This window comes from Micromonospora zamorensis (assembly GCF_900090275.1).
Lineage (GTDB): Bacteria > Actinomycetota > Actinomycetes > Mycobacteriales > Micromonosporaceae > Micromonospora > Micromonospora zamorensis.
Genome location: NZ_LT607755.1, coordinates 5,857,877 through 5,878,038, shown reverse-complemented (window position 1 = coordinate 5,878,038; position 20,162 = coordinate 5,857,877). Strand labels below are relative to the sequence as shown.

Annotated in this window: 22 protein-coding genes; 14 read left to right on the top strand and 8 right to left on the bottom strand. The window is 72.2% G+C overall.

Translation table 11 applies throughout. The features are described 5' to 3' along the window. Positions 1-69: 69 nt before the first annotated feature. Positions 70-1,119, top strand: a complete 1,050-nt coding sequence (locus tag GA0070619_RS26265; protein WP_088952066.1) for a type III polyketide synthase — start codon at positions 70-72, stop codon at positions 1,117-1,119. Positions 1,120-1,151: 32 nt separating this feature from the next. Next, positions 1,152-1,796 (top strand): hypothetical protein, encoded by a 645-nt coding sequence (locus GA0070619_RS26260; RefSeq protein ID WP_088950502.1) that lies wholly within the window; start codon positions 1,152-1,154, stop codon positions 1,794-1,796. Between the two features lie 136 nt (positions 1,797-1,932). Here GA0070619_RS26260 and GA0070619_RS26255 read toward each other — a convergent pair whose 3' ends face one another. Continuing rightward, entirely contained in the window at positions 1,933-2,619 is a 687-nt protein-coding gene (locus GA0070619_RS26255; protein WP_088950501.1) for a hypothetical protein, read from the bottom strand. Between the two features lie 328 nt (positions 2,620-2,947). Between GA0070619_RS26255 and GA0070619_RS26250 the strand changes: the two genes are divergently transcribed. Genes GA0070619_RS26250 through GA0070619_RS26235 form a run of 4 tightly spaced genes read left to right on the top strand, consistent with a single transcriptional unit; the run spans position 2,948 to position 5,723 of the window. Then, a complete protein-coding gene (locus GA0070619_RS26250) occupies positions 2,948-3,433 on the top strand; it encodes a CarD family transcriptional regulator (protein WP_088950500.1) in 486 nt (161 codons plus the stop codon). 56 nt (positions 3,434-3,489) lie between these two features. Beyond that, a complete protein-coding gene (gene ispD / locus GA0070619_RS26245; protein WP_088950499.1) occupies positions 3,490-4,185 on the top strand; it encodes a 2-C-methyl-D-erythritol 4-phosphate cytidylyltransferase in 696 nt (231 codons plus the stop codon). Positions 4,186-4,201: 16 nt separating this feature from the next. Beyond that, complete coding sequence (gene ispF, locus GA0070619_RS26240) at positions 4,202-4,684, top strand: 2-C-methyl-D-erythritol 2,4-cyclodiphosphate synthase (protein WP_088952065.1); 483 nt, start codon at positions 4,202-4,204, stop codon at positions 4,682-4,684. A gap of 10 nt (positions 4,685-4,694) precedes the next feature. Then, the gene (locus GA0070619_RS26235) at positions 4,695-5,723 is read left to right on the top strand and encodes a tetratricopeptide repeat protein (RefSeq protein ID WP_088950498.1); all 1,029 of its coding nucleotides are present in this window, start codon (positions 4,695-4,697) and stop codon (positions 5,721-5,723) included. Between the two features lie 136 nt (positions 5,724-5,859). On the opposite strand, the gene GA0070619_RS26230 is transcribed toward GA0070619_RS26235, so the two are convergent. Then, positions 5,860-7,026 (bottom strand): homogentisate 1,2-dioxygenase, encoded by a 1,167-nt coding sequence (locus GA0070619_RS26230; RefSeq protein ID WP_088950497.1) that lies wholly within the window; start codon positions 7,024-7,026, stop codon positions 5,860-5,862. A 94-nt stretch (positions 7,027-7,120) separates the two neighbouring features. Here GA0070619_RS26230 and GA0070619_RS26225 point away from each other — a divergent pair, with 94 nt between their 5' ends. The 6 genes from GA0070619_RS26225 to GA0070619_RS26200 all read left to right on the top strand — a co-directional run bounded on the left by GA0070619_RS26225 (position 7,121) and on the right by GA0070619_RS26200 (position 12,017). Continuing rightward, positions 7,121-7,990 (top strand): hypothetical protein, encoded by an 870-nt coding sequence (locus GA0070619_RS26225; RefSeq protein WP_088950496.1) that lies wholly within the window; start codon positions 7,121-7,123, stop codon positions 7,988-7,990. Further along, on the top strand, positions 7,987-9,183 hold the full coding sequence (gene fahA / locus GA0070619_RS26220) for a fumarylacetoacetase (RefSeq protein WP_088950495.1): 1,197 nt from the start codon (positions 7,987-7,989) through the stop codon (positions 9,181-9,183). Before GA0070619_RS26225 ends, fahA begins: the two co-directional genes overlap by 4 nt. A 174-nt stretch (positions 9,184-9,357) precedes the next feature. Further along, positions 9,358-9,567, top strand: a complete 210-nt coding sequence (locus GA0070619_RS26215; RefSeq protein ID WP_088950494.1) for a DUF397 domain-containing protein — start codon at positions 9,358-9,360, stop codon at positions 9,565-9,567. A 143-nt stretch (positions 9,568-9,710) separates the two neighbouring features. Next, positions 9,711-10,193, top strand: coding sequence for an SRPBCC family protein (locus tag GA0070619_RS26210; RefSeq protein WP_088950493.1), 483 nt, complete (start codon positions 9,711-9,713; stop codon positions 10,191-10,193). Between the two features lie 101 nt (positions 10,194-10,294). Then, positions 10,295-11,551 carry an outer membrane protein assembly factor BamB family protein gene (locus GA0070619_RS26205; protein WP_088950492.1) on the top strand — a complete coding sequence of 419 codons (1,257 nt, stop codon included), beginning with the start codon at positions 10,295-10,297 and terminating at the stop codon, positions 11,549-11,551. A gap of 100 nt (positions 11,552-11,651) precedes the next feature. Continuing rightward, positions 11,652-12,017, top strand: coding sequence for an LPXTG cell wall anchor domain-containing protein (locus tag GA0070619_RS26200; protein WP_088950491.1), 366 nt, complete (start codon positions 11,652-11,654; stop codon positions 12,015-12,017). An 87-nt stretch (positions 12,018-12,104) separates the two neighbouring features. Here the strand turns inward: GA0070619_RS26200 and GA0070619_RS26195 are convergent, their stop codons facing one another. The 6 genes from GA0070619_RS26195 to hppD form a co-directional block, all read right to left on the bottom strand. After that, a complete protein-coding gene (locus GA0070619_RS26195) occupies positions 12,105-13,025 on the bottom strand; it encodes a hypothetical protein (protein ID WP_197699571.1) in 921 nt (306 codons plus the stop codon). A gap of 130 nt (positions 13,026-13,155) precedes the next feature. Next, entirely contained in the window at positions 13,156-13,710 is a 555-nt protein-coding gene (locus tag GA0070619_RS26190; RefSeq protein WP_231927163.1) for a hypothetical protein, read from the bottom strand. A gap of 136 nt (positions 13,711-13,846) precedes the next feature. Then, positions 13,847-14,950, bottom strand: coding sequence for a histidinol-phosphate transaminase (gene hisC, locus GA0070619_RS26185; protein ID WP_088950489.1), 1,104 nt, complete (start codon positions 14,948-14,950; stop codon positions 13,847-13,849). After that, positions 14,947-16,002, bottom strand: coding sequence for an RDD family protein (locus GA0070619_RS26180; RefSeq protein ID WP_088950488.1), 1,056 nt, complete (start codon positions 16,000-16,002; stop codon positions 14,947-14,949). Before GA0070619_RS26180 ends, hisC begins: the two co-directional genes overlap by 4 nt. Beyond that, complete coding sequence (locus tag GA0070619_RS26175; protein WP_088950487.1) at positions 15,999-16,706, bottom strand: RDD family protein; 708 nt, start codon at positions 16,704-16,706, stop codon at positions 15,999-16,001. The genes GA0070619_RS26180 and GA0070619_RS26175 overlap by 4 nt, the downstream gene beginning before the upstream one ends. A gap of 11 nt (positions 16,707-16,717) precedes the next feature. Next, complete coding sequence (gene hppD / locus GA0070619_RS26170; RefSeq protein WP_088950486.1) at positions 16,718-17,923, bottom strand: 4-hydroxyphenylpyruvate dioxygenase; 1,206 nt, start codon at positions 17,921-17,923, stop codon at positions 16,718-16,720. A 139-nt stretch (positions 17,924-18,062) separates the two neighbouring features. On the opposite strand from hppD, the gene GA0070619_RS26165 reads away from it, so the two are divergent. Both GA0070619_RS26165 and GA0070619_RS26160 read left to right on the top strand, forming a co-directional pair. After that, positions 18,063-18,566, top strand: coding sequence for an Lrp/AsnC family transcriptional regulator (locus tag GA0070619_RS26165; RefSeq protein WP_088950485.1), 504 nt, complete (start codon positions 18,063-18,065; stop codon positions 18,564-18,566). A 70-nt stretch (positions 18,567-18,636) separates the two neighbouring features. Continuing rightward, the gene (locus GA0070619_RS26160) at positions 18,637-20,082 is read left to right on the top strand and encodes an outer membrane protein assembly factor BamB family protein (RefSeq protein ID WP_371409946.1); all 1,446 of its coding nucleotides are present in this window, start codon (positions 18,637-18,639) and stop codon (positions 20,080-20,082) included. The last annotated feature ends 80 nt before the right edge of the window (positions 20,083-20,162 follow it).

Sequence of the window (20,162 nt, the reverse complement as noted above, 5' to 3'; positions counted from 1 at the left end):
GGATAGGCCAGCCGAGGCGGCTGGTGGGACGGCCAGGGGGAGGACAGCATTTGACGAGAGGTGGGGATCGTGTCCGTACCAGTGATCGCGGGGCTCGGGATTGCACAGCCGCCGTCCGCTTCGCAGGACGAGTTGTGGGAGGGCTACTTCTCCCGGCACTTCACCGGCACCACCAGGTCGTTGGCCCAGCGGATCTTCGCGCACTCCGGGGTGACCCGGCGTCAGGCTGCGGTCAACCCGCTGTTGGAGGACGTGTCGGACTGGCCGACCGAGCGCCGGATGCGTCGCTATCAGGTCGAGGCGCTGCCGCTGGGCAAGGAGGCGGTGGGCCGCGCGTTGACCGCAGCCGGCTTGGACGCCAGCGACATCGGGCTGTTCATCGTCTGCTCCTGCACGGGCTACGCCACCCCGGGGCTGGACATTCTGCTCGCCCGGGACCTCGGCATGGCCGCGGACACCCAGCGGATGTTCATCGGCCACATGGGCTGTTACGCGGCGATGCCGGGCCTCGGTGCGGCGAGTGACTTCGTCACCGCGCGAGGACGACCGGCGCTGCTGCTCTGCGCGGAGCTGACCAGCCTGCACATCCAGCCGTCGAGTGCCAGGGTGGACACCCAGCAGATCGTCTCCCACGCGCTCTTCTCGGATGCGGCGGTCGCCGCCGTGGTCACGCCGAGCGGCCCGGGGTACGCGTTGCGCGAGGTCACGTCCGTCACCGACACCTCGACAGCGGACCACATGACCTGGGACGTCACCGACGCCGGTTTCCGGATGGGGCTGTCGCCGAAGGTGCCGCAGGTGCTGTCGAGGCACGTCCGTGCGCTGGTCGACGACCTGCTGGCCCGGCACGGCCTCACCAGTTCCGAGGTGGACGGCTGGGCGGTGCATCCGGGCGGGCCGCGGATCCTCAACGTGGTGGAGCGCGAGTTGGCGTTGCCGCCGCAGGGTCTGGCGGCGTCCCGGGCGACGCTCGATGAGCATGGCAACTGCTCGTCCCCGACCGTGCTGCTGATCCTGGATCGGCTGGGCCGTGCGACTCCTGCGGCTCGACGTGTCGTCATGTTGGCGTTCGGTCCCGGCCTCACCCTGTACGCCGCCCTGCTCGATCGACAGGACTGATCACCTCCTCCTCCGGCCGGTACGCTCGCTGGATGGATACGACGGCGGACGACCGACTGCGCTCGGGCGTCCTGGTGGGTGCCGCGGTGGCCGTGCTGGCCGTTGGTGGCTGGTGGTGGCAGGCCACCGCGCCCGCCTCGACGGCCAGGTCGGCTGCTCCTTCGGAGACCGTCCCGTCCACCGGGCCGAGTGTGAGCACGGCGCTGGAACGCGCCCTGGTCACCGGGGTGCCCGGTGAACGGCTGACGATGCGGGTGGACGCGAGCGGCGAGGTCGTCAGCATCCCGGAGGGCGTACGGACGGAGATCGACCCGGAGACCGGCAAGATCGTCGACATCGACGGCAATCTCGCTGCCTTCTTCTTCGGGGATGATCTGCCCTCGTTCCGCGACACCGTTTGGCAGGAGCGGGCGACACTCGCTCCGGGGCAGAGTGTGGTCCGGCAGGCAGCGGGCGACAGTGGCCGTCACCTCCTGCAATACCGGTGCACCAGGCCGGGCGCCATGCTGGTGAGCGTCTCCGGGGCCGGGCTCGCCGGGCCGTCCGAGATCGACTGCGACGGCACGGTCGCCAGCGCCGAGGTGCTGGCGCACGGCAGGCCGTTCCGGGTGTCGCTGTCGGCGACGGGTGAGCGGGAGATCGACGTGCAGGCGCAGCTCGTCCTCCTGCCCCGCTAGGCCCCCAGGCTGCGCTCGGGCGCGTCGCGCCGGCCCTCATGCGCTGAGCCGCGACCGGGCCGCTCAGGCGGTGAGCCGCGCTCAGGCCGCTCAGGCGGTGAGCCGCGACTAGGCCCGCCCAGGCGCCGAGCTGCGCTCAGGCGCCGAGGGCGGTCAGCTCACCTCGGTAGGTGTCCACCGGCCCCAGGTCGGGCAGCACCAGGGCCACCGTGCCGGCGCGGTCGACCAGCAGGGCGGTGGCGACGCCGGGGCGGGCCGGTTGGCCCAGGAACGAGCGCAGCCCTCCGGCGGGGTCGGCCAGCGCCCGGACCTGCGGTCGGTTGGTCGGTGGAGCTGGCGCCGTCCGGCCGCCGCTGACGGTCACCACGGAGACCCCGGCGGGCGCAGCCGTCAGGGCGTCGGCGACGCGGTCCGGGCAGGGGCAGCCGTCCAGCAGGATGATCATGGCGGGCAGCAGGCCGCGCAGTGGCACCGGTGCCTGGCCCGCGTCGACCAGGTCCAGTGCGGGCAGGGCCCGCCCGGCGAGGGTCGCGGGTGGCGAGTAGGGAGCCGGGGTCGGACGGTCGCTGCGGCTGGCGCGTGGCCAGGTGACCGCGACCAGCCCGGTCAACGTGGTGAGGACCGCCACCAGCAGGACCAGCAGCGGTAGGCCCAGAGCGCGGCTGCGGGGCAGGCCGGTGGCCCTGCGGAGTTCACGGCGGATCTGGGCGGCCTCGGCGGCGAGCGCGGAGGCGTCGTCGGGAACCACGACCCGGCCCCACTCGGGCGGCAGGCCGGGCAGGCCGTCGGTCGGCCCGTGGCCCTCTGCGTCCGGCTTGCCCATCGGACCTCCTGGAAGCGTCTCGAGAGCGGAGTGCGGCTCGGTCTCAAGGGTCGCGCACCAGGGGCTCCTCCCGCTACACCTGGGCGCAGTCCCGCTGGCCGGGCTACCATGGGAGGAGCGCGTAGCCCTTGATCTCGACGTTCCGTTCACCCGTACCGGGCAGTCATTCGTTCGTTACGGAGCGTGTTCGAACCATTGGTTTGACCGCCTGTCAAGCTGAAGCAAGACCTCTCACAGGGCCCCTGAGCTGCGCCAATGGTCAGGACATCGGAGAGACATCAGTGCCTGACCGTGTTACCCTAGACACAGCGAAAGGGGTTTCGAACCTATGGTTTTCAGTGTCGGCGAGACCGTTGTTTACCCCCACCACGGGGCCGCACTCATCGAGGCAATCGAGACTCGGATCATCAAGGGCGAGCCTAAGAAATACCTCGTCCTGAGGGTCGCGCAGGGTGACCTGACGGTCCGGGTGCCCGCCGAGAATGCCGAGATCGTGGGTGTGCGCGAGGTGGTCGGCGAAGAGGGCCTGGGCAAGGTCTTCGACGTTCTCCGGGCTCCGCACACCGAGGAGCCGACCAACTGGTCGCGGCGTTACAAGGCCAACCTGGAAAAGCTGGCCTCCGGCAACCCGCTGAAGGTCGCCGAGGTCGTTCGCGACCTGTGGCGCCGGGAGCGGGAGCGGGGCCTTTCCGCTGGTGAGAAGCGGATGCTGGCCAAGGCCCGCGACATTCTCGTCGGTGAGGTCGCGCTGGCTGAGAAGAGCACCAAGGACGAGGCGGAGACGCTGCTCGACAAGGTCCTCACCGAGGCCTAGTCCGCACAGCATCGTCGTACCCACTTCGTAGCAAAGAAACCACCGAGGACCGTGACGTGACCGCGCAGCTCAATCCGCGCGGTGACGTCGCGGTCCTCGTGCCTGCGGCGGGTGCCGGCGTACGTCTCGGCCCCGGCCGACCCAAGGCGCTTCGCCTGCTCGGCGGCGAGCCGCTCCTCGTGCACGCCGTGCGACGGCTGGCCGCCGCACCGTCGGTGCACACGATCGTGGTGGCCGCGCCGGTCGCCGAGGTGGCGGCCGTCCGTGACCTGCTGGCCCCGGTCGCGCCGGTGATCGTGGTGGCCGGCGGCGCGGAGCGACAGGCGTCGGTGGCCGCCGCGCTGGCCGCGGTGCCCGCTGGCCCGACGATCATCCTGGTGCACGACGCCGCCCGCGCGCTCACGCCGCCCGAGCTGGTCGAATCCGTCGCCGCGGCAGTCCGTGGCGGGCGTGACGCGGTGATCCCGGTCCTGCCGGTCGTCGACACGATCAAGGAGGTCAGCGCCGGCGAGGTGGTGCTCGGCACCGTCGACCGTTCCGCCCTGCGCGCGGTGCAGACCCCGCAGGGTTTCCGCCGGGCGGTGCTCAGCGCCGCGCACGCCGCAGCCGGTGACTCCCTCACCGACGACGCCGGTCTCGTCGAGAAGCAGGGCGTGACGGTGAGCTGCGTGCCGGGCTCGGAGTACGCAGTGAAAATCACCCGACCGTTCGACCTGGCTCTGGCGGAGCATCTGCTTGCCGCCGGCGGTTGACGCGTACGCTCTGTTCATGATCGTTCCCCGGGTGGCCATCGGCACCGACGTTCACGCGTTCGAGCCGGGTCGGCCCTGCTGGGTGGCCGGGCTGCTCTGGCCCGACCAGGACGGCCTCGCCGGGCACTCGGACGCCGACGTGGTCGCGCACGCCGCCTGCAACGCGTTGCTCTCCGCCGCCGGCCTCGGTGATCTCGGCGCCGTCTTCGGGGTGGGTGAGCCGGAGTGGGCCGGTGCATCCGGTGTGGCGCTGCTGACCGAGACGGCCCGCCGGGTGCGGGCCGCCGGCCTGGAGATCGGCAACGTGTCCGTGCAGGTCATCGGCAACCGCCCCAAGATCGGCAAGCGTCGTGCGGAGGCGCAGGAGGTGCTCTCCTCCGCCGTCGGCGCCCCGGTCACGCTGTCCGCCGCGACCACCGACGGGCTCGGTTTCACCGGCCGCGAGGAAGGGCTCACCGGCATCGCGGTGGCTCTGGTGTACGACGCGCCGGCCGCCTAAGCTCGCCGCGATGTCCAGCGACCCCGCTCCCGACCAGTCCGCCGCCGACGGCTACGTCCAGCGCGCCCAACTCCTCGCCGAGCTCGGCCGCCACGACGAGGCGGCCGGCGAGCTGACCTACGGGCTGGCCCTCCAGCCGGACGACGTGGATGCCCTCACCATGCTGGCCCGGGTGCACCTGGCCGCCGACCGTCCGGCCGAGGCGCTCACCGCCGCGGACACGGCCGTGGCCGCCGCACCGGAGGCGCTCCCGCCGCTGGTCGCCCGGGGCATGGCCCTGGCCGATCTGGAGCGCTACGCCGAGTCGGCTGCCACCGCAGACCGGATCCTCGCCCTCGGCCCGGCCGACGCGTACGCCCAGCGCAGCGCGGCGGCGATCCTGGCCGGCACCCGCAACGGGCAGCCGGCGCTGAACGCGGCCTGGCGCGGGGTCGAGCTGGCACCGGAGGAACCGCAGGCCCATCTGGTGCTCAGCCTGGTCGCCGCCCGGCTGGACCTGTTCGACCTGGCCGAGCGGGCCTACCGGGAGGCGTTGCGGCTCGACCCCCGCCTCGCCGAGGCCGGGCACGAGGTCGGTGTCATGCGTCTGGAGCAGCGCCGCTGGTCGGAGGCGTTGGCGCACGTGGCGGACGCGGTGTCGATCAGCCCGAGCCGAGTCGACTCGCCGCGAACCCTCGCGTCCGGCCTGCACCGCCTGGTGCTCTACGGGGCGGGGTGGTCGCTGGTGGCGGCGGTGCTGGTCGCGGTCGCGGCGTCGGCGAGCGACGGGTTCTCCCGCATGCTGGCGGTGCTCGCCGCGCTCACCGGTGGGATCGTCGTCTGGCAGCTCGCCGCCCGGTTGCCCGGGCTGGCCCGGACCGTCCTGCCCGCCATGCTGCACTCGGACCGCGCGATGGCCCTGGCGGTCTACGCCGTGGCCGCCGCGCCGGTGCTGCTGCTGGTGTACGCGGTGATCGGCTCGCCGTGGCCGCTGGTGCTGGCCATCGCCGCGACGGCGATCGCCGAGTTCGCCGTATTCACCCGCACCGCGATCCGTTAGCCCTCTCCGGCAGCACCGCGACAGATCAACAAGCGTCGCCCAGCTCGCGCACGTCAGGGTTTCGCCGGAGCCCGCCCGCGTCGGGATCAAGCCTGACCGCCCAGAGCGGGTGGGCTCCGGCGAAACCCCAGCGCGACTAGACCGAACGCGCCCAGGTCCAGGCGTATCCCTCGTCCTCGCAGCCGGTGGCGGCGTCGCAGAGATCCAGGGGGCGGAACGTGTCGACCATGACGGCCAACTCGTCGAAGTAGTCCGCACCGATGGAACGCTCGGCGGCACCCGGCTGGGGGCCGTGGGTGAACCCGGACGGGTGCAGGGAGATCGAGCCCTGCTCGATGCCGGAGCCGCGCCGGGCCTCGTAGTTGCCGCCCGTGTAGAAGAGCATCTCGTCGGAGTCGACGTTGTGGTGGTTGTACGGCACCGGGATCGCGTCCGGGTGATAGTCGACCTTGCGGGGCACGAAGGAGCAGATGACGAAGTTGGGGCCCTGGAAGGTCTGGTGCACCGGCGGGGGCTGGTGGATGCGCCCGGTGATCGGCTCGAAGTCGTGGATGGAGAACGCCCACGGGTAGAGGTGCCCATCCCAGCCGACCACGTCGAACGGGTGGTTGGCGTAGACGTAGCGGGTCCAACCACGGCGGTGGCGGACCAGCACCTCGACCTCCTCACCGTCGACGAGCAGCGGCGAGTCGGGGCCGCGGACGTCGCGCTCGCAGTACGGCGAGTGCTCCAGGAACTGGCCGCGGACGGAGAGGTAGCGCTTGGGTGGGCCGATGTGCCCGGACGCCTCGACGGTGAGCAGGCGGACGGGCTGGTCACCGGTGGGCACCAGCCGGTGGATGGTCGAGGTGGGGATGATGACGTAGTCGCCGGCCACCGCGTCCAGCACCCCGAACGGGGACTCGACCCGCAGGGTGCCCGACTCGACGTAGAGGCAGTGGTCGCCGGTGGCGTCGCGGAACAGCGGTGAGGGCCGGTCGGCGAGCACGTAGCCGATCCGTACGTCGTCGTTGGCGAGCAGGTACTGCCGGCCGAGGACGGGGTCGGAGCCGCCGGTGTCCAGTTTGTGGGTGCGCAGGTGGCGGGGCTTGAGTGGCAGGTTCGGTGCCCGGGTGAACGCGGGCGGGGTGAACTCGTCGGCGGCCAGGATCGCTGTGGGCGCGTGCCGGTGGTAGAGCAGGGACGAGTCGGAGGAGAAGCCCTCCTGGCCCATCAGCTCCTCGGCGTAGAGGGTGCCGTCGGGCTGGCGGAACTGGGTGTGGCGCTTGCGCGGCACGTCGCCGACGCTGCGGTAATACGGCATCTCGCCTCCCGATATGTTCCGTTCACCGATCAACCGCGTCCGATAATCGGACGCTGTTGTCCGTTCCTCGTAGCGTCCCGTACATTCTTGTTCCGTGTCAACGCAGGTGCCCGCACTCCTCGACGGCCTGGTGGACGACGCCGCCGTCTTCCCCCCGGGCAGCGCCACGCTGCCCGACGCGCTGACCGCCCACCGCCGGCACCGCGCAGCCTGGTACGCCGACCTGGTCGGCCCGCTGCTGATCCCCGCCTCGACAGTCTCGGCGGGCGAGCTGACTGGTCTCGTCGACCCGGGTGAGGGCCTGGTGATCGGGCTGATCGGTGACACCGGGATCGGGAACCTGCCGTACGCGCTCTCGTTTCTCGCCCCGGACGGCGTCACCGCCCGCCAGGTCGAGGTGGCCGTCGCCAAACGCGGCGAGGACCCCCTCCCCGGCATCGCCGAGCTGCTGCGGCTGACCGATGCGCTGCCGGACGTCGAGACCGTCTACGCCGAGCTGCCGCTGACCTTCGGGCTGATGGGCGCGCTGGACGCACTCGCCGCGGCCCGGAACGACGGGGTGCCCGTCGCGGCCAAGTTCCGCACCGGTGGCCTGGCCGCCGAACTCTTTCCCACGCCAGCCGAGCTGGCCGCCGTGATCTGCGCCTGCCGCGACCGGGGCCTGCCCTTCAAGCTCACCGCCGGGCTGCACCAGGCGGTCCGGCACCTGGATTCGGAGACCGGGTTCACCCACCACGGATACGCCAACGTGCTGGCCGCCACCCTGGCCGCCGCCGACGGCGACGGTGTGGAGGCGGTCGCCGAGCTGCTGACCGTGGTCGACCCGCGCCCACTGGTGGAGCGGGCGACGACACGACTAGACCTACCGCGCCCACTGTGGGTGGGCTTCGGCTCGTGCAGCATCCTGGAACCACTGACCGATCTGATCCGGCTGGGGCTGGTGAACGGGGGCTACGACGCATGACCTGGGTGACCGGCGCTGACGGATCGCCGTACGGGGTGACGAACCTGCCGTACGGGGTGTTCCGGTCCGACGAGGGTCAGCCGCGCATCGGCGTACGGATCGGGTCCTGGGTGTTCGACCTGGCCGCCGCGGAGGCAGCCGACCTGGTGCTGGCCGCCGGTGCGCTGTGCCGGCCCACCCTCAACGAGTTCATGGCGCTGGGCCGTCCGCAGTGGACGACGGTGCGGCAGCGCATCACCGAGCTGCTGACCGACCCGGCGCACCGACCCGCGGTGGAGCCGCTGCTGGTGCCCCTCGACGACGTGGAGATGCTGCTCCCGATCGAGGTGGCCGACTACGTCGACTTCTACTCGTCCGAGCACCACGCGTCGAACGTCGGGCAGATCTTCCGCCCCGGCCAGCCGCCGCTGCTGCCGAACTGGAAGCACCTGCCGATCGGCTACCACGGGCGGGCCGGCACCGTGGTCGTCTCCGGCACGCCGGTGATCCGACCGACCGGGCAGCGCGCCTCCGCCGAGGGCCCGGTCACGGGCCCGTCCGTACGCCTCGACATCGAGGCCGAGGTCGGCTTCGTGGTGGGCGTGCCCAGCCCCATGGGGCGTCGGGTGTCGGTCGACGACTTCGCCGACCACGTCTTCGGGGTGGTGCTGGTCAACGACTGGTCGGCCCGGGACATCCAGGCCTGGGAGTACCAGCCGCTCGGGCCGTTCCTCGGCAAGTCGTTCGCCACCTCGGTCTCGGCCTGGGTGACGCCGCTGGACGCGCTCGGCGACGCGTTCGTGCCCGCCCCCGACCAGGACCCGCCGGTGGTCGACTACCTGCGTGACGTGCCGCACCTGGGCCTGGACCTCCGACTGGCGGTCGAGTGGAACGGCGAGCAGGTCAGCGAGCCGCCGTTCGCCACCATGTACTGGACGCCGGCTCAGCAGTTGGCGCACCTCACCGTCAACGGCGCGTCACTGCGCACCGGCGACCTGTACGCCTCCGGCACCGTCTCCGGCCCGGACCGATCGCAGGTCGGCTCGTTCCTGGAACTGACCTGGGGTGGGGCGGAGCCGGTGAAGGTCGGCGACGAGAGCCGCACCTTCCTCGCCGACGGCGACACGGTGACCATCACCGCCACCGCGCCCGGCCCGGACGGCACCACCATCGCCCTCGGCGAGGTCAGCGGCACCATTCGTCCGGCCAACTGAACGGTCGCATTCCATCCGTCTCGTGCACGGGACCGGTCATCGCACAGCCCGTGCGATAACCGGCCCCGGTTGACCCGTTGATCGTCCGGATCCCGTTGCCTCGCCGCGCGATCCGGGCCGGGCTCCGCCCGGCTCTCAGCGGTGGGGCTTCCATTGCACACGGAGGTAACGACGATGCACGATCTTACGGGCGCAATCTGGCGTACCAGCAGCCGTTCGAACGACCAGGGGCTCTGCGTGGAGGTCGCGGACAACCTGGTTGACGTCCACGGTCTGGTCGCGGTCCGCGACTCCAAGGACCAGGCCGGCCCCACGCTCGCGGTCAGCCCGCCGGGGTGGACAGCCTTCATCGGCGCGATCCGGGCCGGTCGATTCGAGCACTGACCGGAGCATCGGCACCGGTCGACGACGTCCGGTGCCGAGCAACGGTCCAAACTGACAGCGTGGCCTCCGGGTGGTGGAAATTCCGTCCCGGGGGCCCCGTCCGGCCCTCACTCCGCGTACCGTCGGGGACACGGGAGGGTGGCATGTCGACGGTCGCGGTTACCGGGTTCATCGAGGCGCACGCTGTCGATGTCTGGCGTCTGCTGACCGACCTGCCCGGCCGTGCGGCCCGGCTGACCGCCGCCGGCCCGATCGAGATCCTCACCCCGGGGCCGTTCGGCCCGGGCACCGCCTGGCGTGAGGAGCGCGCCCAGCCGGGCGGCGGCACGCTGAGCGAGGAGTTCCTGGTGGTGGAGGCAGTCGCTCCCCATCGGCTGGTTCTCTGTTCCTCCGGCGCCGGCGTGGATTACCGCATCACCTGGAGCCTGCGTCCGGTCCGTCGTCGCCGCCGGGGTTGCACGGCGATCACCGTCAGCCAGGAGGCGGCGCCGACCGACCCGTACGGTCGCGTGGTGGCGCTGCTGCTCGGCGGCCTCGCCGCGCGGGCGGTCGAGGTGGCGTTGCGGCGTGATCTCGCCGACCTGACCGTCGCGGCCGGCGTCCTCGGCTCGGTCGAAGCCGCCTGAGCGCCGACCCGTCAGATCCGCCCTCCGCGCGACCGTCGTCGCCGTGACCTGAGCGGGGTGCGGCTGGTTCCGCTGGGTAGGGTGCCGGTCGGAGGTGCGGCATGGGGTTCCCGAGGGGTCGACGACGGCTCGTGATGGCGGTCGCGGCGCTGCTCGCGATCGCAGCTGTCGCGGTCATCGTCCACCGGGTGCTCGCACCGGCGGAGGTGAGCACGCTGGCGCGGGGTGACTACCCGGCCCCGGCCCGACCGGCTGCCGGAGTGATCGGTCGGTTGCCGGTCGCCCCGTTGATCGTGGACGGGCGACTGCGGGTGTACGCCGCACACCGTCAGGTCTACGCCGACCGGCCGGTCGACGGGCGGTATCGGACCAGCCCGTACTGGTCGTACCGGCGCTGGCCCGCCGAGCTGACCGGGATCGTCGCCAGCGGCAGCACGGTGGTCAGCCGCTGGTCCGACGGCCAACTCGTCGCCCTCGACGCGCGGACCGGCGGGGTGCTCTGGAAGGCCGACGGTCCGAAGCCGGCCGCAGGCACGGCGGTGGTGCGACGTACCTGGGCGGCCCCCGTGTGGGACCCGCGCGGGCTCCAGCTCGCCGACCTCCCGGGCGGTCGAACGGTGCTGCTGGTCAGCGGGGACGCCCAGGCGCGCGGGGTCGAGTTGAGCGACGGCCGGGAGCTGTGGCGGGTCGACCTGCCGGGAAGGTGCCGCAGCGATGTCGGCACCAGCTCCTCGGGACAGCTGATCGGCCTGGACACCTGCGCCGGACCGGCCACGATCGAGTTCCGGGACGCCGCGACCGGCGTGGTGCGCGAGCGCTGGCGACCGCCGGGTGGCCCGGACGAGTTGGTGGTGACTCCCCTCGGCTGCCGTACCGGCCAGTCGGACTGCCTCGCCCTGCGGACCTCCGGTCCGGGTGACGAGGGCGGCCGGGGTTGGTTGCTCGGTGCTGATGTGCCGGCCGCCGCCCCGGCGCTGGATCCGGCCGGCGCGGTGCTGGTCGGTGACCAGGCCGTTGTTGTGCTCGACGGGGTCGCGGTGGGCCGGTCGGCGGCCACCGGCACGGAGCTGTGGCGGTCCGAGGGCCTGGGTACGGCCCGGGTGCTGGCCGCGCAGCCTGGCCGGGTGCACCTGCTGACCGAGGCGAACGACCTGGTGACGCTGGATCCGGCGACGGGTACGCAGTTGTCCCGCTTCCTGCTCAACGTCGGTTCGGACGGGACCGGCTGGGCCCCCGGGGCGGTGGCGGCGGCGGACGGTTACGTCGCTGTCGAACGACTCCGCAAGCCGGTCGACCCGGACGGTGACGACCAGCGCTACTACTACACCGGCGAAGCGGTGATCCTGGCTGCCACCTGATCGTGGCGTCTTCGGCACCTGAACCCTCGACCAGCCCTTACCCTTTGTCCATAAAGGGTAAGTTTTTCATGGTTCAGGTTCCCGGGAAAGGGGTCGGCGCATGGGTCGGACAGCAGCCAGCTACCTCGTGGGCGGCGCGCTCGCCGCGACCGCGAGCCTCGTGCTGGCGGTCCCGCCGGTGCTGAGCGCCGACCCCGCATCGGCGCGCGGGATCAGCGCCGTCCGGGCCGAGCCGTCGGCGGACACCGGCGTCACCTTCGAGATCCTGCCGGCGACACCGACACCGACACCGACACCGACCCAGCCTCCACCCACTCCCACGCCCGACCCTCCTCAACCCACGCCCAGCCACGGTGGTCAGTTGCCGGTCACCGGCCCGGGCGGGTCGACACTGTTGCTCGTCGGGCTGGGCGGGGGTCTGCTCCTCGTCGGTTGGCTCGCTGTCCGCCGGAGGCGGCCGGTCTGACCTGAGCCTCCCCGGCCAGGCCCGTGCGGCCTCCGGCCGGCGGCCTGTGCCCTCAGGCCGGCGGCCCGTGCGGACGCCGGCGTGCTGTCAGCCGCCGGCGCGGATCCGCTCCCTCGGCCGGCCGGCTGACGGCCGACCGGATCGCCGGGATCGGCGGACCAGCACCGCGAGACCGGTGACCAACAGCAGGCCCACGACGGCCGCCCCCACGGCCCAGCCGGACACGATCCGGCTGACGACGCTGCCGCGTTTTCCGACCTGACCCGCATCGGGGAACTGGATCTGCGCGGTGACGCTCCGCTTCACCAGCCCGCTCTCCAGGTTCACCTCCGCTTTCCAGGGGCCGTTCGGCAACTCGACCGGGAATCGGGCGATGACCTGCCCGGCGTTACCCGGTGCCAGCGTGACGCCCTGCCCGATCGGGAAGGGGCCGGCTCGGCTGCCGGCTGGACCGTCGGTCAGGGAGACCGTGCCGGTCAGATCGAGGGCGCGGCCGCCGGTGTTGCGGACCTGGACGGTCACCGACGGGTCACCCTCCGGGCCGCGGGCGGGACGTACCTCACCGATCGAGAAGTCGGAGACCGGTTCGCCGCCGGGCCCGATGTCGAGGTACATCCGGACGCCGACCCGGTGGACCTGTGTCACCTCACCGCTGGCCCGGGGTGCCGAAGCGGTGGACGCCCAGATCACCCCGTACCTCTCGCCCTTCGAGGCGGTCTGCGGCACCGTGACGGTCGCCCGGACCCGGGCCTCGCCCCACGGTTGCAGTTCCAGCGCGCGCTGGTCGAGGGTGACCCAGGAGGTCAGCTCGTTCTCGGCACGACCCTCGCCGAAGCGGAACGCCGAGGCTTCCAGGGTCGCGGCTGCCGGATACACGTCGACGCGACGGGTCTCGTCGGTGCGGTTGACGATCAACAGTTGCCGATTGATGGTGGTGCCCGGCGGTAGGTGGTCGACGACGTAGCGCAGCGCCCGAGGATCGGTGCGGCGGTCGGCCGGGGCTTCCAACAGCCGGATCCCGATGGCCCCGTCGTCCGACCCCGCGTCCGGTTCGACCGCGCCGGCCCGGGTCGACAGACCCGGACCGGCGAGGCAGAACAGAGCGAGCGCGACCGCGATGGTCGACCGCCCCCGGGGGCTACGCCACCGAATGCGTCACCGTGCCGGTGTAGACGCCCGCGATGCTGTCCAGCGGGACGTTGACCACCAGGGTGGGGTTCCAGCTGGCGGTGTTGCCGCCGGTGCCGCCGGAGTGGGTGAACGCGGTGAGCGGGGTGACGCTGGACAGCGGATCGGCGTCGCCGGCGGCCGCCTGTCCCGGCGTGAGGGTGCCGTCGCCGGTGGACGCCGTCAACGGGCCGGACCAGTAGTTGATCTCTTCCGGAAGGATCGTCTCGGGCGGTGAGGCGCCGCCGGTCTGGAAGACCGTCGCCGTCACCGAGGCCACCCAGGACGCGTTGGTGGCACCCCGGGAGTCGGTGACGGTCACCGTGCCGAGCTGGCCGGTGATGGTGCCGCCGGGGGCGCCATCACCGAGGTCGGCGGCGGCCGGCGCGTCGATGTCGAGGGTGCCGACGAGCACCTCGAAGGTGGTGGTCGTGGTGTCGGTCGGCGCGGCAGCGGCCGGTGCAGCGAGGACTCCCACCATCGCGGCGGCGGCCGCCCCGGCGAGACAGATCTTGGCAGTACGCACTGTTCGTTACCCCGTTTTCTCGAAGTGAGCAGGCGTGCGTCCTCGCACGGCCGGCTACTTCGAAAGATAGGGGTAAAAACACCCTAAACAGGACAAACGCCTCTTATGTCACTGGTTGGTCACACCAGGTCAACGCTCAGGTCAGCGCCGCCTCGGCGGCGGCCAGGAACGCGTCGTTCTCGGCCGGGGTGCCGACGGTGACCCGGACGCCGTCCCCGGCGAACGGCCGGACGATCACGCCACGCGCCTCGCACGCCTTGCCGAACGCCACCGCGCGGTCGGCCAGCGGGAGCCAGACGAAGTTGGCCTGACTCGTCGGCAGGTCCGGCACGAACTTGCGGACAGCCTCGGTGACCCGGTCCCGCTCGGCGACGACCAGGGCGCAGCGGCGCTCCATCTCGGCCGCCTGGGTCAGCGCCGCGAGCGCACCGGCCTGGGCCGCCGTGCTGCTGGAGAACGGCGTCGCCACCTTGCGGATCGCGGCGGCCACCACCGGCTGGGCGACCAACCAGCCCATTCGCAGCCCGGCGAGCCCCCACGCCTTCGACAGCGTGCGCAGCACCGCCACGTTGGGCCGGTCCAGGTAGTCGAGCCCGTCCGGCACCTCCGGGTCGGTGACGAACTCCCGGTACGCCTCGTCGATCACCACCAGCACGTCGTCCGGCACCGCGTCGAGGAACCGGTCCAACTCGGCCCGGCGCAACGCCGTACCCGTGGGGTTGTTCGGGTTGCAGACGAAAATCACCCGGGTCCGTTCGGTCACCGCCGCGGCCATCGCCGCCAGGTCGTGCCCGTGCCCGGCGTCGTTGGGCACCCGCACGCTGGTCGCGCCGCTGGTCGCCACGATGATCGGGTACGCCTCGAACGACCGCCACGAGTAGAGCACCTCGTCGCCGGGCAGGCAGGTGGCCCGGACCAGGTGCTCGGCCAGCGCCACCGAACCGCAGCCGGTGGCGATCCGGTCGGCGTCCACGCCGTACCGCTGGGCCAGCGCGTCACGCAGCGCGACCACGCCCATGTCCGGGTAGCGGTGCGAGGTGGTGATCGCCTCGGTGACCGCCTCCACCACGCCGGGCAGCGGCCCGTAGGGAACCTCGTTGCTGGCCAGCTTGATGGCCTCCGGCAGGCCCAACTCCCGAGCCAGGTCGGCAGGGCTGCGCCCCGGCACGTAGTTGGGCAACGCGTCCAGGTCGGCGCGGGTCAGCCGCAGCGCCGGCTGGTGACGTCCGGAGTCGGTCATGGGGTGTCTCCCGGGGGCTGGTCGCGGTCGTTCGAGGGGGCGGAAGCGGAGCGGTAGGGGACTTCGACGACCACCGTCTGCGCGCGCTTGTCGTGCAGCGCCTGGCGCAGGGGGTGGTCCCAGAGGGGGGACAGGGAATCGACGAATTGCAGCACCAGGCCGATCCCGGCGCAGTACCAGAGCAGCGTCGGCAGGCCCAGCGTGCTCCACCGGCTCAGCGCCCGGCCGAAGCCCAACGGCTGGTCAGCGGCCATCGGCACCGCCCGGATCCGCATCACCCGCTTGCCGACGGTCTGCCCACCGGCGGCCATGGCGGGCACCTCGAACGCCAGCCACAGCGCGGTAGCGATCAGCAGGATCACCACGAGGAGCGATCCTGCCTGCTCGCCAGGAACGGGCAGGCCCTCGGCGGAGGTGTCGCCGCGCGCGGCGCGCCGGAACAACTCCTGCCAGTACGGTGCCCACTCCTGTGCCCAGCGCCAGACGAACCAGCCGTTGACCACCACGTTCAGTGCGAGGAGGAGCGCGAGGTCGATCAGCCGCGCGGTGAGCCGGCGGCCGTAACCGGCCAGCCTGAGGCCGTGCGGCCGAGGCTCGGGCGGTCGTATCACCCAGCCGGGGTGACCAGCCGGAGGCGCCCAGCCGGGTTGACCGGCCGGGGGCGTCCCGGCGGACTGGTCACCCGGAGGGGCCCAGCCGGGAGGGCCGCCCTGCGGACCCCAACCGGGCGGGCCGGCCTGCGGACCCCAACCGGGCGGGCCGGCCTGCGGTCCCCAGCCCGGGCCGTGACCCGGCGGCGGGCCATACCCCGGTTGTGGTCCGGGTTGTGGGCCCTGGTGTGGCGGCCAGCCGGGTGCGACGGGCCCCGGGGAGGTCGGGCCGGAGGTTGGGGGCGTGGGCGGCTCGGGCGGCGTGACCGGCTCGGGCGGCGGTGGGCCGTCCGGCGGGGTGGCGTCGACGGGAATGGGCGCGCCGAGCCAACCCTCGCCGTCCCAGTAGCGCCGGGTCTCGGTGTCGGCGGGGTCGACGTACCAGCCGGGTTGCACACTCACGAGGACACCTTAACGACGACTGTTTCGGCGAACTTGTCGTGGAGGCACTGCTGCCACGGCTTGTCCCAAAGCTGCCAGAGCCCATCGAGGTAGCTGCTCCCGGGGACCAACGAGCCCGCCAGGTACTGCACCACCCACCGTCGCCCGGCCATTCCCCGGTTGAGCGTGCGGGTCGGGTCGAGCGGCACCACCCGCAGCTTCATGACCTTCTTGCCGAGGGTCTGACCGCGGCGCTTGAGGTATTCCACGTGGTAGAGCCAGTAGAGCCCGAGCATCACCACGATGAGCCCGAACTGGAGCAGGATCATCGGCAGGAAGAAGTCCACGAGGAAGACGGCCGGGTCGGGTTCCACGAGGGTTCCGTCCGGGTTGGTCCGGGTCATCTCGCTGAACATGCGCAGCCACAGGATGACGAAGAACGGGCTGAACAACGCCAGCGACACGGCGGTCGCCAGCGCCGTGTCGATCAGCCAGGCCAGCAGCCGGTCGGCGAAGCTGGCCAGCGGCTGACCGCCCGGGCTCAGCGGCGGGGGCAGCGGGCCGGGTGGTCCGGCGTGCCACTGCGGCGGGGCGTAACCGGGTGGAGCGTACTGCGGCGGCGCGGCGTACCCCTGCGGGTGTGGTCCGGGCGGCGGCGCGACGGCGCCGGCGGCGGGCTGAGGCCCACCGACCGGCGGCGTCGGGTACGACGGAGGCTGCGTCACGCTCGCAAGTGTTACAGGTTGCCGCGGGCTTCCTGCTCCCGCTCGATCGCCTGGAAGAGCGCCTTGAAGTTGCCCTTGCCGAAGCCCAGCGAGCCGTGCCGCTCGATCAGCTCGAAGAAGACCGTCGGGCGGTCCTGCACCGGCTTCGTGAAGATCTGGAGCAGGTAGCCGTCCTCGTCCCGGTCGACCAGGATCTTGCGGGCCTTCAGCTCCTCGATCGGCACCCGCACGTTGCCGATGCGGGCGCGCAGCTCCGGGTCCTCGTAGTACGAGTCGGGGGTGTCCAGGAACTCCACACCTGCGGCCCGCATCGCGTCGACGCTGGCCAGGATGTCGTTGGCGGCGACGGCGATGTGCTGGGCGCCAGGCCCCTGGTAGAACTCCAGGTACTCGTCGATCTGCGACTTCTTGCGGGCGATCGCCGGCTCGTTGAGCGGGAACTTCACCTTGCGGGTGCCGTTCGCCACGACCTTGCTCATCAGCGCCGAGTAGTCGGTGGCGATGTCGTCGCCGATGAACTCCGCCATGTTGGAGAAGCCCATCACCCGCTTGTAGAACTCGACCCACTCGTCCATCCGGCCCAGCTCCACGTTGCCGACCACGTGGTCGACGGCCTGGAAGAAGCGCTTCGGCTGGATGCCGGCGTCGATCATCGGCTGCCGGTTCACGATCGGGCCACGGGCCACGAAGCCGGGCAGGAACGGGCCGGTGTAGCGGGACCGGTCGACCAGGGTGTGCCGGGTGTCGCCGTACGCGGCGATGGCGGCCATCCGGACCGTGCCGTGCTCGTCGGTCACCTCGTGCGGCTCGACGACGCTGGTGGCGCCCTGCGCGACGGCGTGCGCGTACGCGGCGTCCACGTCCGGGACCTCCAGCGCGATGTCGCTCACCCCGTCGCTGTGCCGGGCCACGTGGTCGGCGCCGTCGGCGTCCGGGCGCACCATGCCGGTCAGTACGAAACGGGCCGAGCCGCTGGTCAGCACGTACTGGGCGTGGTCCCGGTAGCCCTGCTCGGGGCCTCGGTACGCCACGCAGGTCATGCCGAACGCGGTGGAGTAGTAGTGGGCGGCCTGCTTGGCGTTGCCGACCAGGAAGTGCACGTGGTCGAGGCCCCGGACCGGGAACGGGTCGTGGCTGATGTCGTGGTCGACTGCGCCGACGAGCCGGTCGACGTCGACGTCCTCGGTCGACTGGGGTCGGTCGATCGCCTGGGTCATGGTGGGCTCCCTCGCGTACCGGCCGGCCTTGCGGGCCGCCGTGGTCGGTTCTTGTGGCGAGGATCGCTGGCCCGGCACCGGGTGGGCAACTGTTGGCGGAAATGCTGGTCAGGTTGCGCATTCGGTATGGTTGGCACCCATGAATGGTGAGCAGAATGTACAGCTCGACGGGCTCGATGTGCGCTTGATCGAACTGCTCGCCGAGGAACCGCGGATCGGGGTCCTGGAGTGCTCCCGTCGCCTCGGCGTGGCCCGGGGCACCGTGCAGGCCCGGCTGGACAAGCTGGTCGAGCGGCGGGTCATCGAGGGCTTCGGCCCGGAGATCTCACCGGCCGCGATCGGGTTCGGAGTGACCAGCTTCGTCACCCTGGAGATCAGCCAGCGGCACGGCCACGACCCGGTCACCGCCCACCTCGCCGCCATCCCCGAGGTGCTGGAGGCGCACACCATCACCGGCTCCAGCGACCTGCTCTGCCGGATCGTGGCCCGCTCGAACACCGACCTGCAACGGGTCATCGACCAGATCGTCTCGTCCGCGGGCATCACCCGGGCGTCCACGATCATCGCGTTGGCCGAGCAGATCCCCTACCGCACGCTTCCGTTGGTGCGGAGCGCCGTTCGGGCCGAAGGAAGGGCGCTCTAACACCTCCGAGCCCAGAAAGCGTGGCGACACGGCGGCGTGGGCGTACGGAAGATCCGTGATCGTGGCTACGGTGTGCGGTGTGGCGAAGGGGAGCGTGCGCGGTGGGCTGCTGCTCGGCCTTGCCGTGGTCGTCGCCCTCGCCGCGACCGGCGTGTGGAACCCCTTCCCCGGCCTGTGGGACTGGGTGGACCGCAGCGAACCCATCTCCGAGCCCGACGTGGTCTGGCAGCAACGGGTCGGCGGCACTCCGCGCAGCGTGACCATCGCCGGCGACTCCGTCGTGGTCGAGCAGCGCACCCGGGTGGAGGCCCGCAGCCTGGCCACCGGCACCCAGCTGTGGGAGCGCAAGGCGGACTGGTCGGCGGTCGCCGGCGGCGACCGTGACCCGGTCGTCGCCGTGGGCAAGCTCCTGGTCAAGGGGTACGAGCTGCTCGACCCGGCCACCGGGGTGACCCGGCGACGCGACGACGACGCGGTGGCCGTGTGGACGTACCGCAACCTGCTCCTCGACGCCCGCTGCACGGACGCCACCGACTGCACCCTGAGCGCCTGGGACCCGCGCGGCACCACGCCACTCTGGACGGCGTTCCTGCCCGGTGTGCACAGCGGCCTGCTCGCCGACAACCCTGGCCTGCGCGGCACCCGCCGGCTCACCAACACCCGGATCGACGACGGGGTGGCCGGGGCGGAACCCGCGCCACCGCTGCTCGGGTTCCCGGTGGACGGCCGGGTGCACGTGGTCGACACCGCCACCGGTCGTGTGTTGCAGAACGTCGAACCCGGCCGGGACGAGCGGCTGTCCGTGGTGGGCGGCCGGATGCTGCGGATCGCCGCCCGATCCCAGGACGGCACCTGCTACTTCGCCATCTCCGCCCGGGACCCGGCGACCGGGCAGGAGGCCTGGCAGCGTGCCGGGGTCAACCTGCGCACCGCCGACTCCGCCGGCTGCGTGCAGCGCGAAGACCCGCAGGGCGCGCGGAACGTGCTGATCGGCGTCGGCCCGGACGGCCGCGAGGCGGTCATCGACGGGTACGACGGGCGACTGCTCTGGGTCGGCGGCTCGGGCACCAAGTTGATCGCGGTCGACGACCGCCTGGCGGTGTTCCGGGCGGCCGACAAGCGGTCGGTGGCCGCCCATGAGCTGGGCACCGAGAAGGTGCTGTGGACCCGACCCGCCAGCGGCAAGGCCGGTGCCGCGCTCACCCCGTACGCGGCGGTGGTCGCCGACGAGAAGCCGTCCCGGTTGGCCGCGCTGGACCCGCGCACCGGCCGGGAACTGGCCGTCCTGCGCACCTCGGCGAACGCCCTCGCGGTCGGGTCGCAGGGCATGATCGTCGGCGAGGGGCGGGAGATCGGGTACGTCCGCTTCGGTGCGGCCGGGGGCTCGCCCGCCCGACCGCCCGGCGACGGCGGGAATCCCGCGCCGGGTGGCACCGGGCCGGGCGGGTCGAACAACGGCGACTGCGGGCCGAAGGGCGAACTCTGCCCCGAGCCGGACGGCGGCAAGGACGGCTGAGCGGGCGAGTCACCAGCGGATCTGGACGGCGGGGAGGCGCGGCGGGCCCGAGGCGATGAGAGCGGCGTCCCAGGACCCGC

What these genes read in the sequence shown, in the direction of transcription:
- fahA (WP_088950495.1), top strand. Translation starts at nt 7,987, where the DNA reads ATGACCTGGGTGACCGGCGCTGACGGATCGCCGTACGGGGTGACGAAC.
- GA0070619_RS26200 (WP_088950491.1), top strand. Translation starts at nt 11,652, where the DNA reads ATGGGTCGGACAGCAGCCAGCTACCTCGTGGGCGGCGCGCTCGCCGCG.
- GA0070619_RS26205 (WP_088950492.1), top strand. Translation starts at nt 10,295, where the DNA reads ATGGGGTTCCCGAGGGGTCGACGACGGCTCGTGATGGCGGTCGCGGCG.
- GA0070619_RS26255 (WP_088950501.1), bottom strand. Translation starts at nt 2,619, where the DNA reads ATGGGCAAGCCGGACGCAGAGGGCCACGGGCCGACCGACGGCCTGCCC.
- GA0070619_RS26210 (WP_088950493.1), top strand. Translation starts at nt 9,711, where the DNA reads ATGTCGACGGTCGCGGTTACCGGGTTCATCGAGGCGCACGCTGTCGAT.
- GA0070619_RS26250 (WP_088950500.1), top strand. Translation starts at nt 2,948, where the DNA reads ATGGTTTTCAGTGTCGGCGAGACCGTTGTTTACCCCCACCACGGGGCC.
- ispF (WP_088952065.1), top strand. Translation starts at nt 4,202, where the DNA reads ATGATCGTTCCCCGGGTGGCCATCGGCACCGACGTTCACGCGTTCGAG.
- GA0070619_RS26230 (WP_088950497.1), bottom strand. Translation starts at nt 7,026, where the DNA reads ATGCCGTATTACCGCAGCGTCGGCGACGTGCCGCGCAAGCGCCACACC.
- GA0070619_RS26215 (WP_088950494.1), top strand. Translation starts at nt 9,358, where the DNA reads ATGCACGATCTTACGGGCGCAATCTGGCGTACCAGCAGCCGTTCGAAC.
- hisC (WP_088950489.1), bottom strand. Translation starts at nt 14,950, where the DNA reads ATGACCGACTCCGGACGTCACCAGCCGGCGCTGCGGCTGACCCGCGCC.
- GA0070619_RS26260 (WP_088950502.1), top strand. Translation starts at nt 1,152, where the DNA reads ATGGATACGACGGCGGACGACCGACTGCGCTCGGGCGTCCTGGTGGGT.
- GA0070619_RS26235 (WP_088950498.1), top strand. Translation starts at nt 4,695, where the DNA reads ATGTCCAGCGACCCCGCTCCCGACCAGTCCGCCGCCGACGGCTACGTC.
- hppD (WP_088950486.1), bottom strand. Translation starts at nt 17,923, where the DNA reads ATGACCCAGGCGATCGACCGACCCCAGTCGACCGAGGACGTCGACGTC.
- GA0070619_RS26165 (WP_088950485.1), top strand. Translation starts at nt 18,063, where the DNA reads ATGAATGGTGAGCAGAATGTACAGCTCGACGGGCTCGATGTGCGCTTG.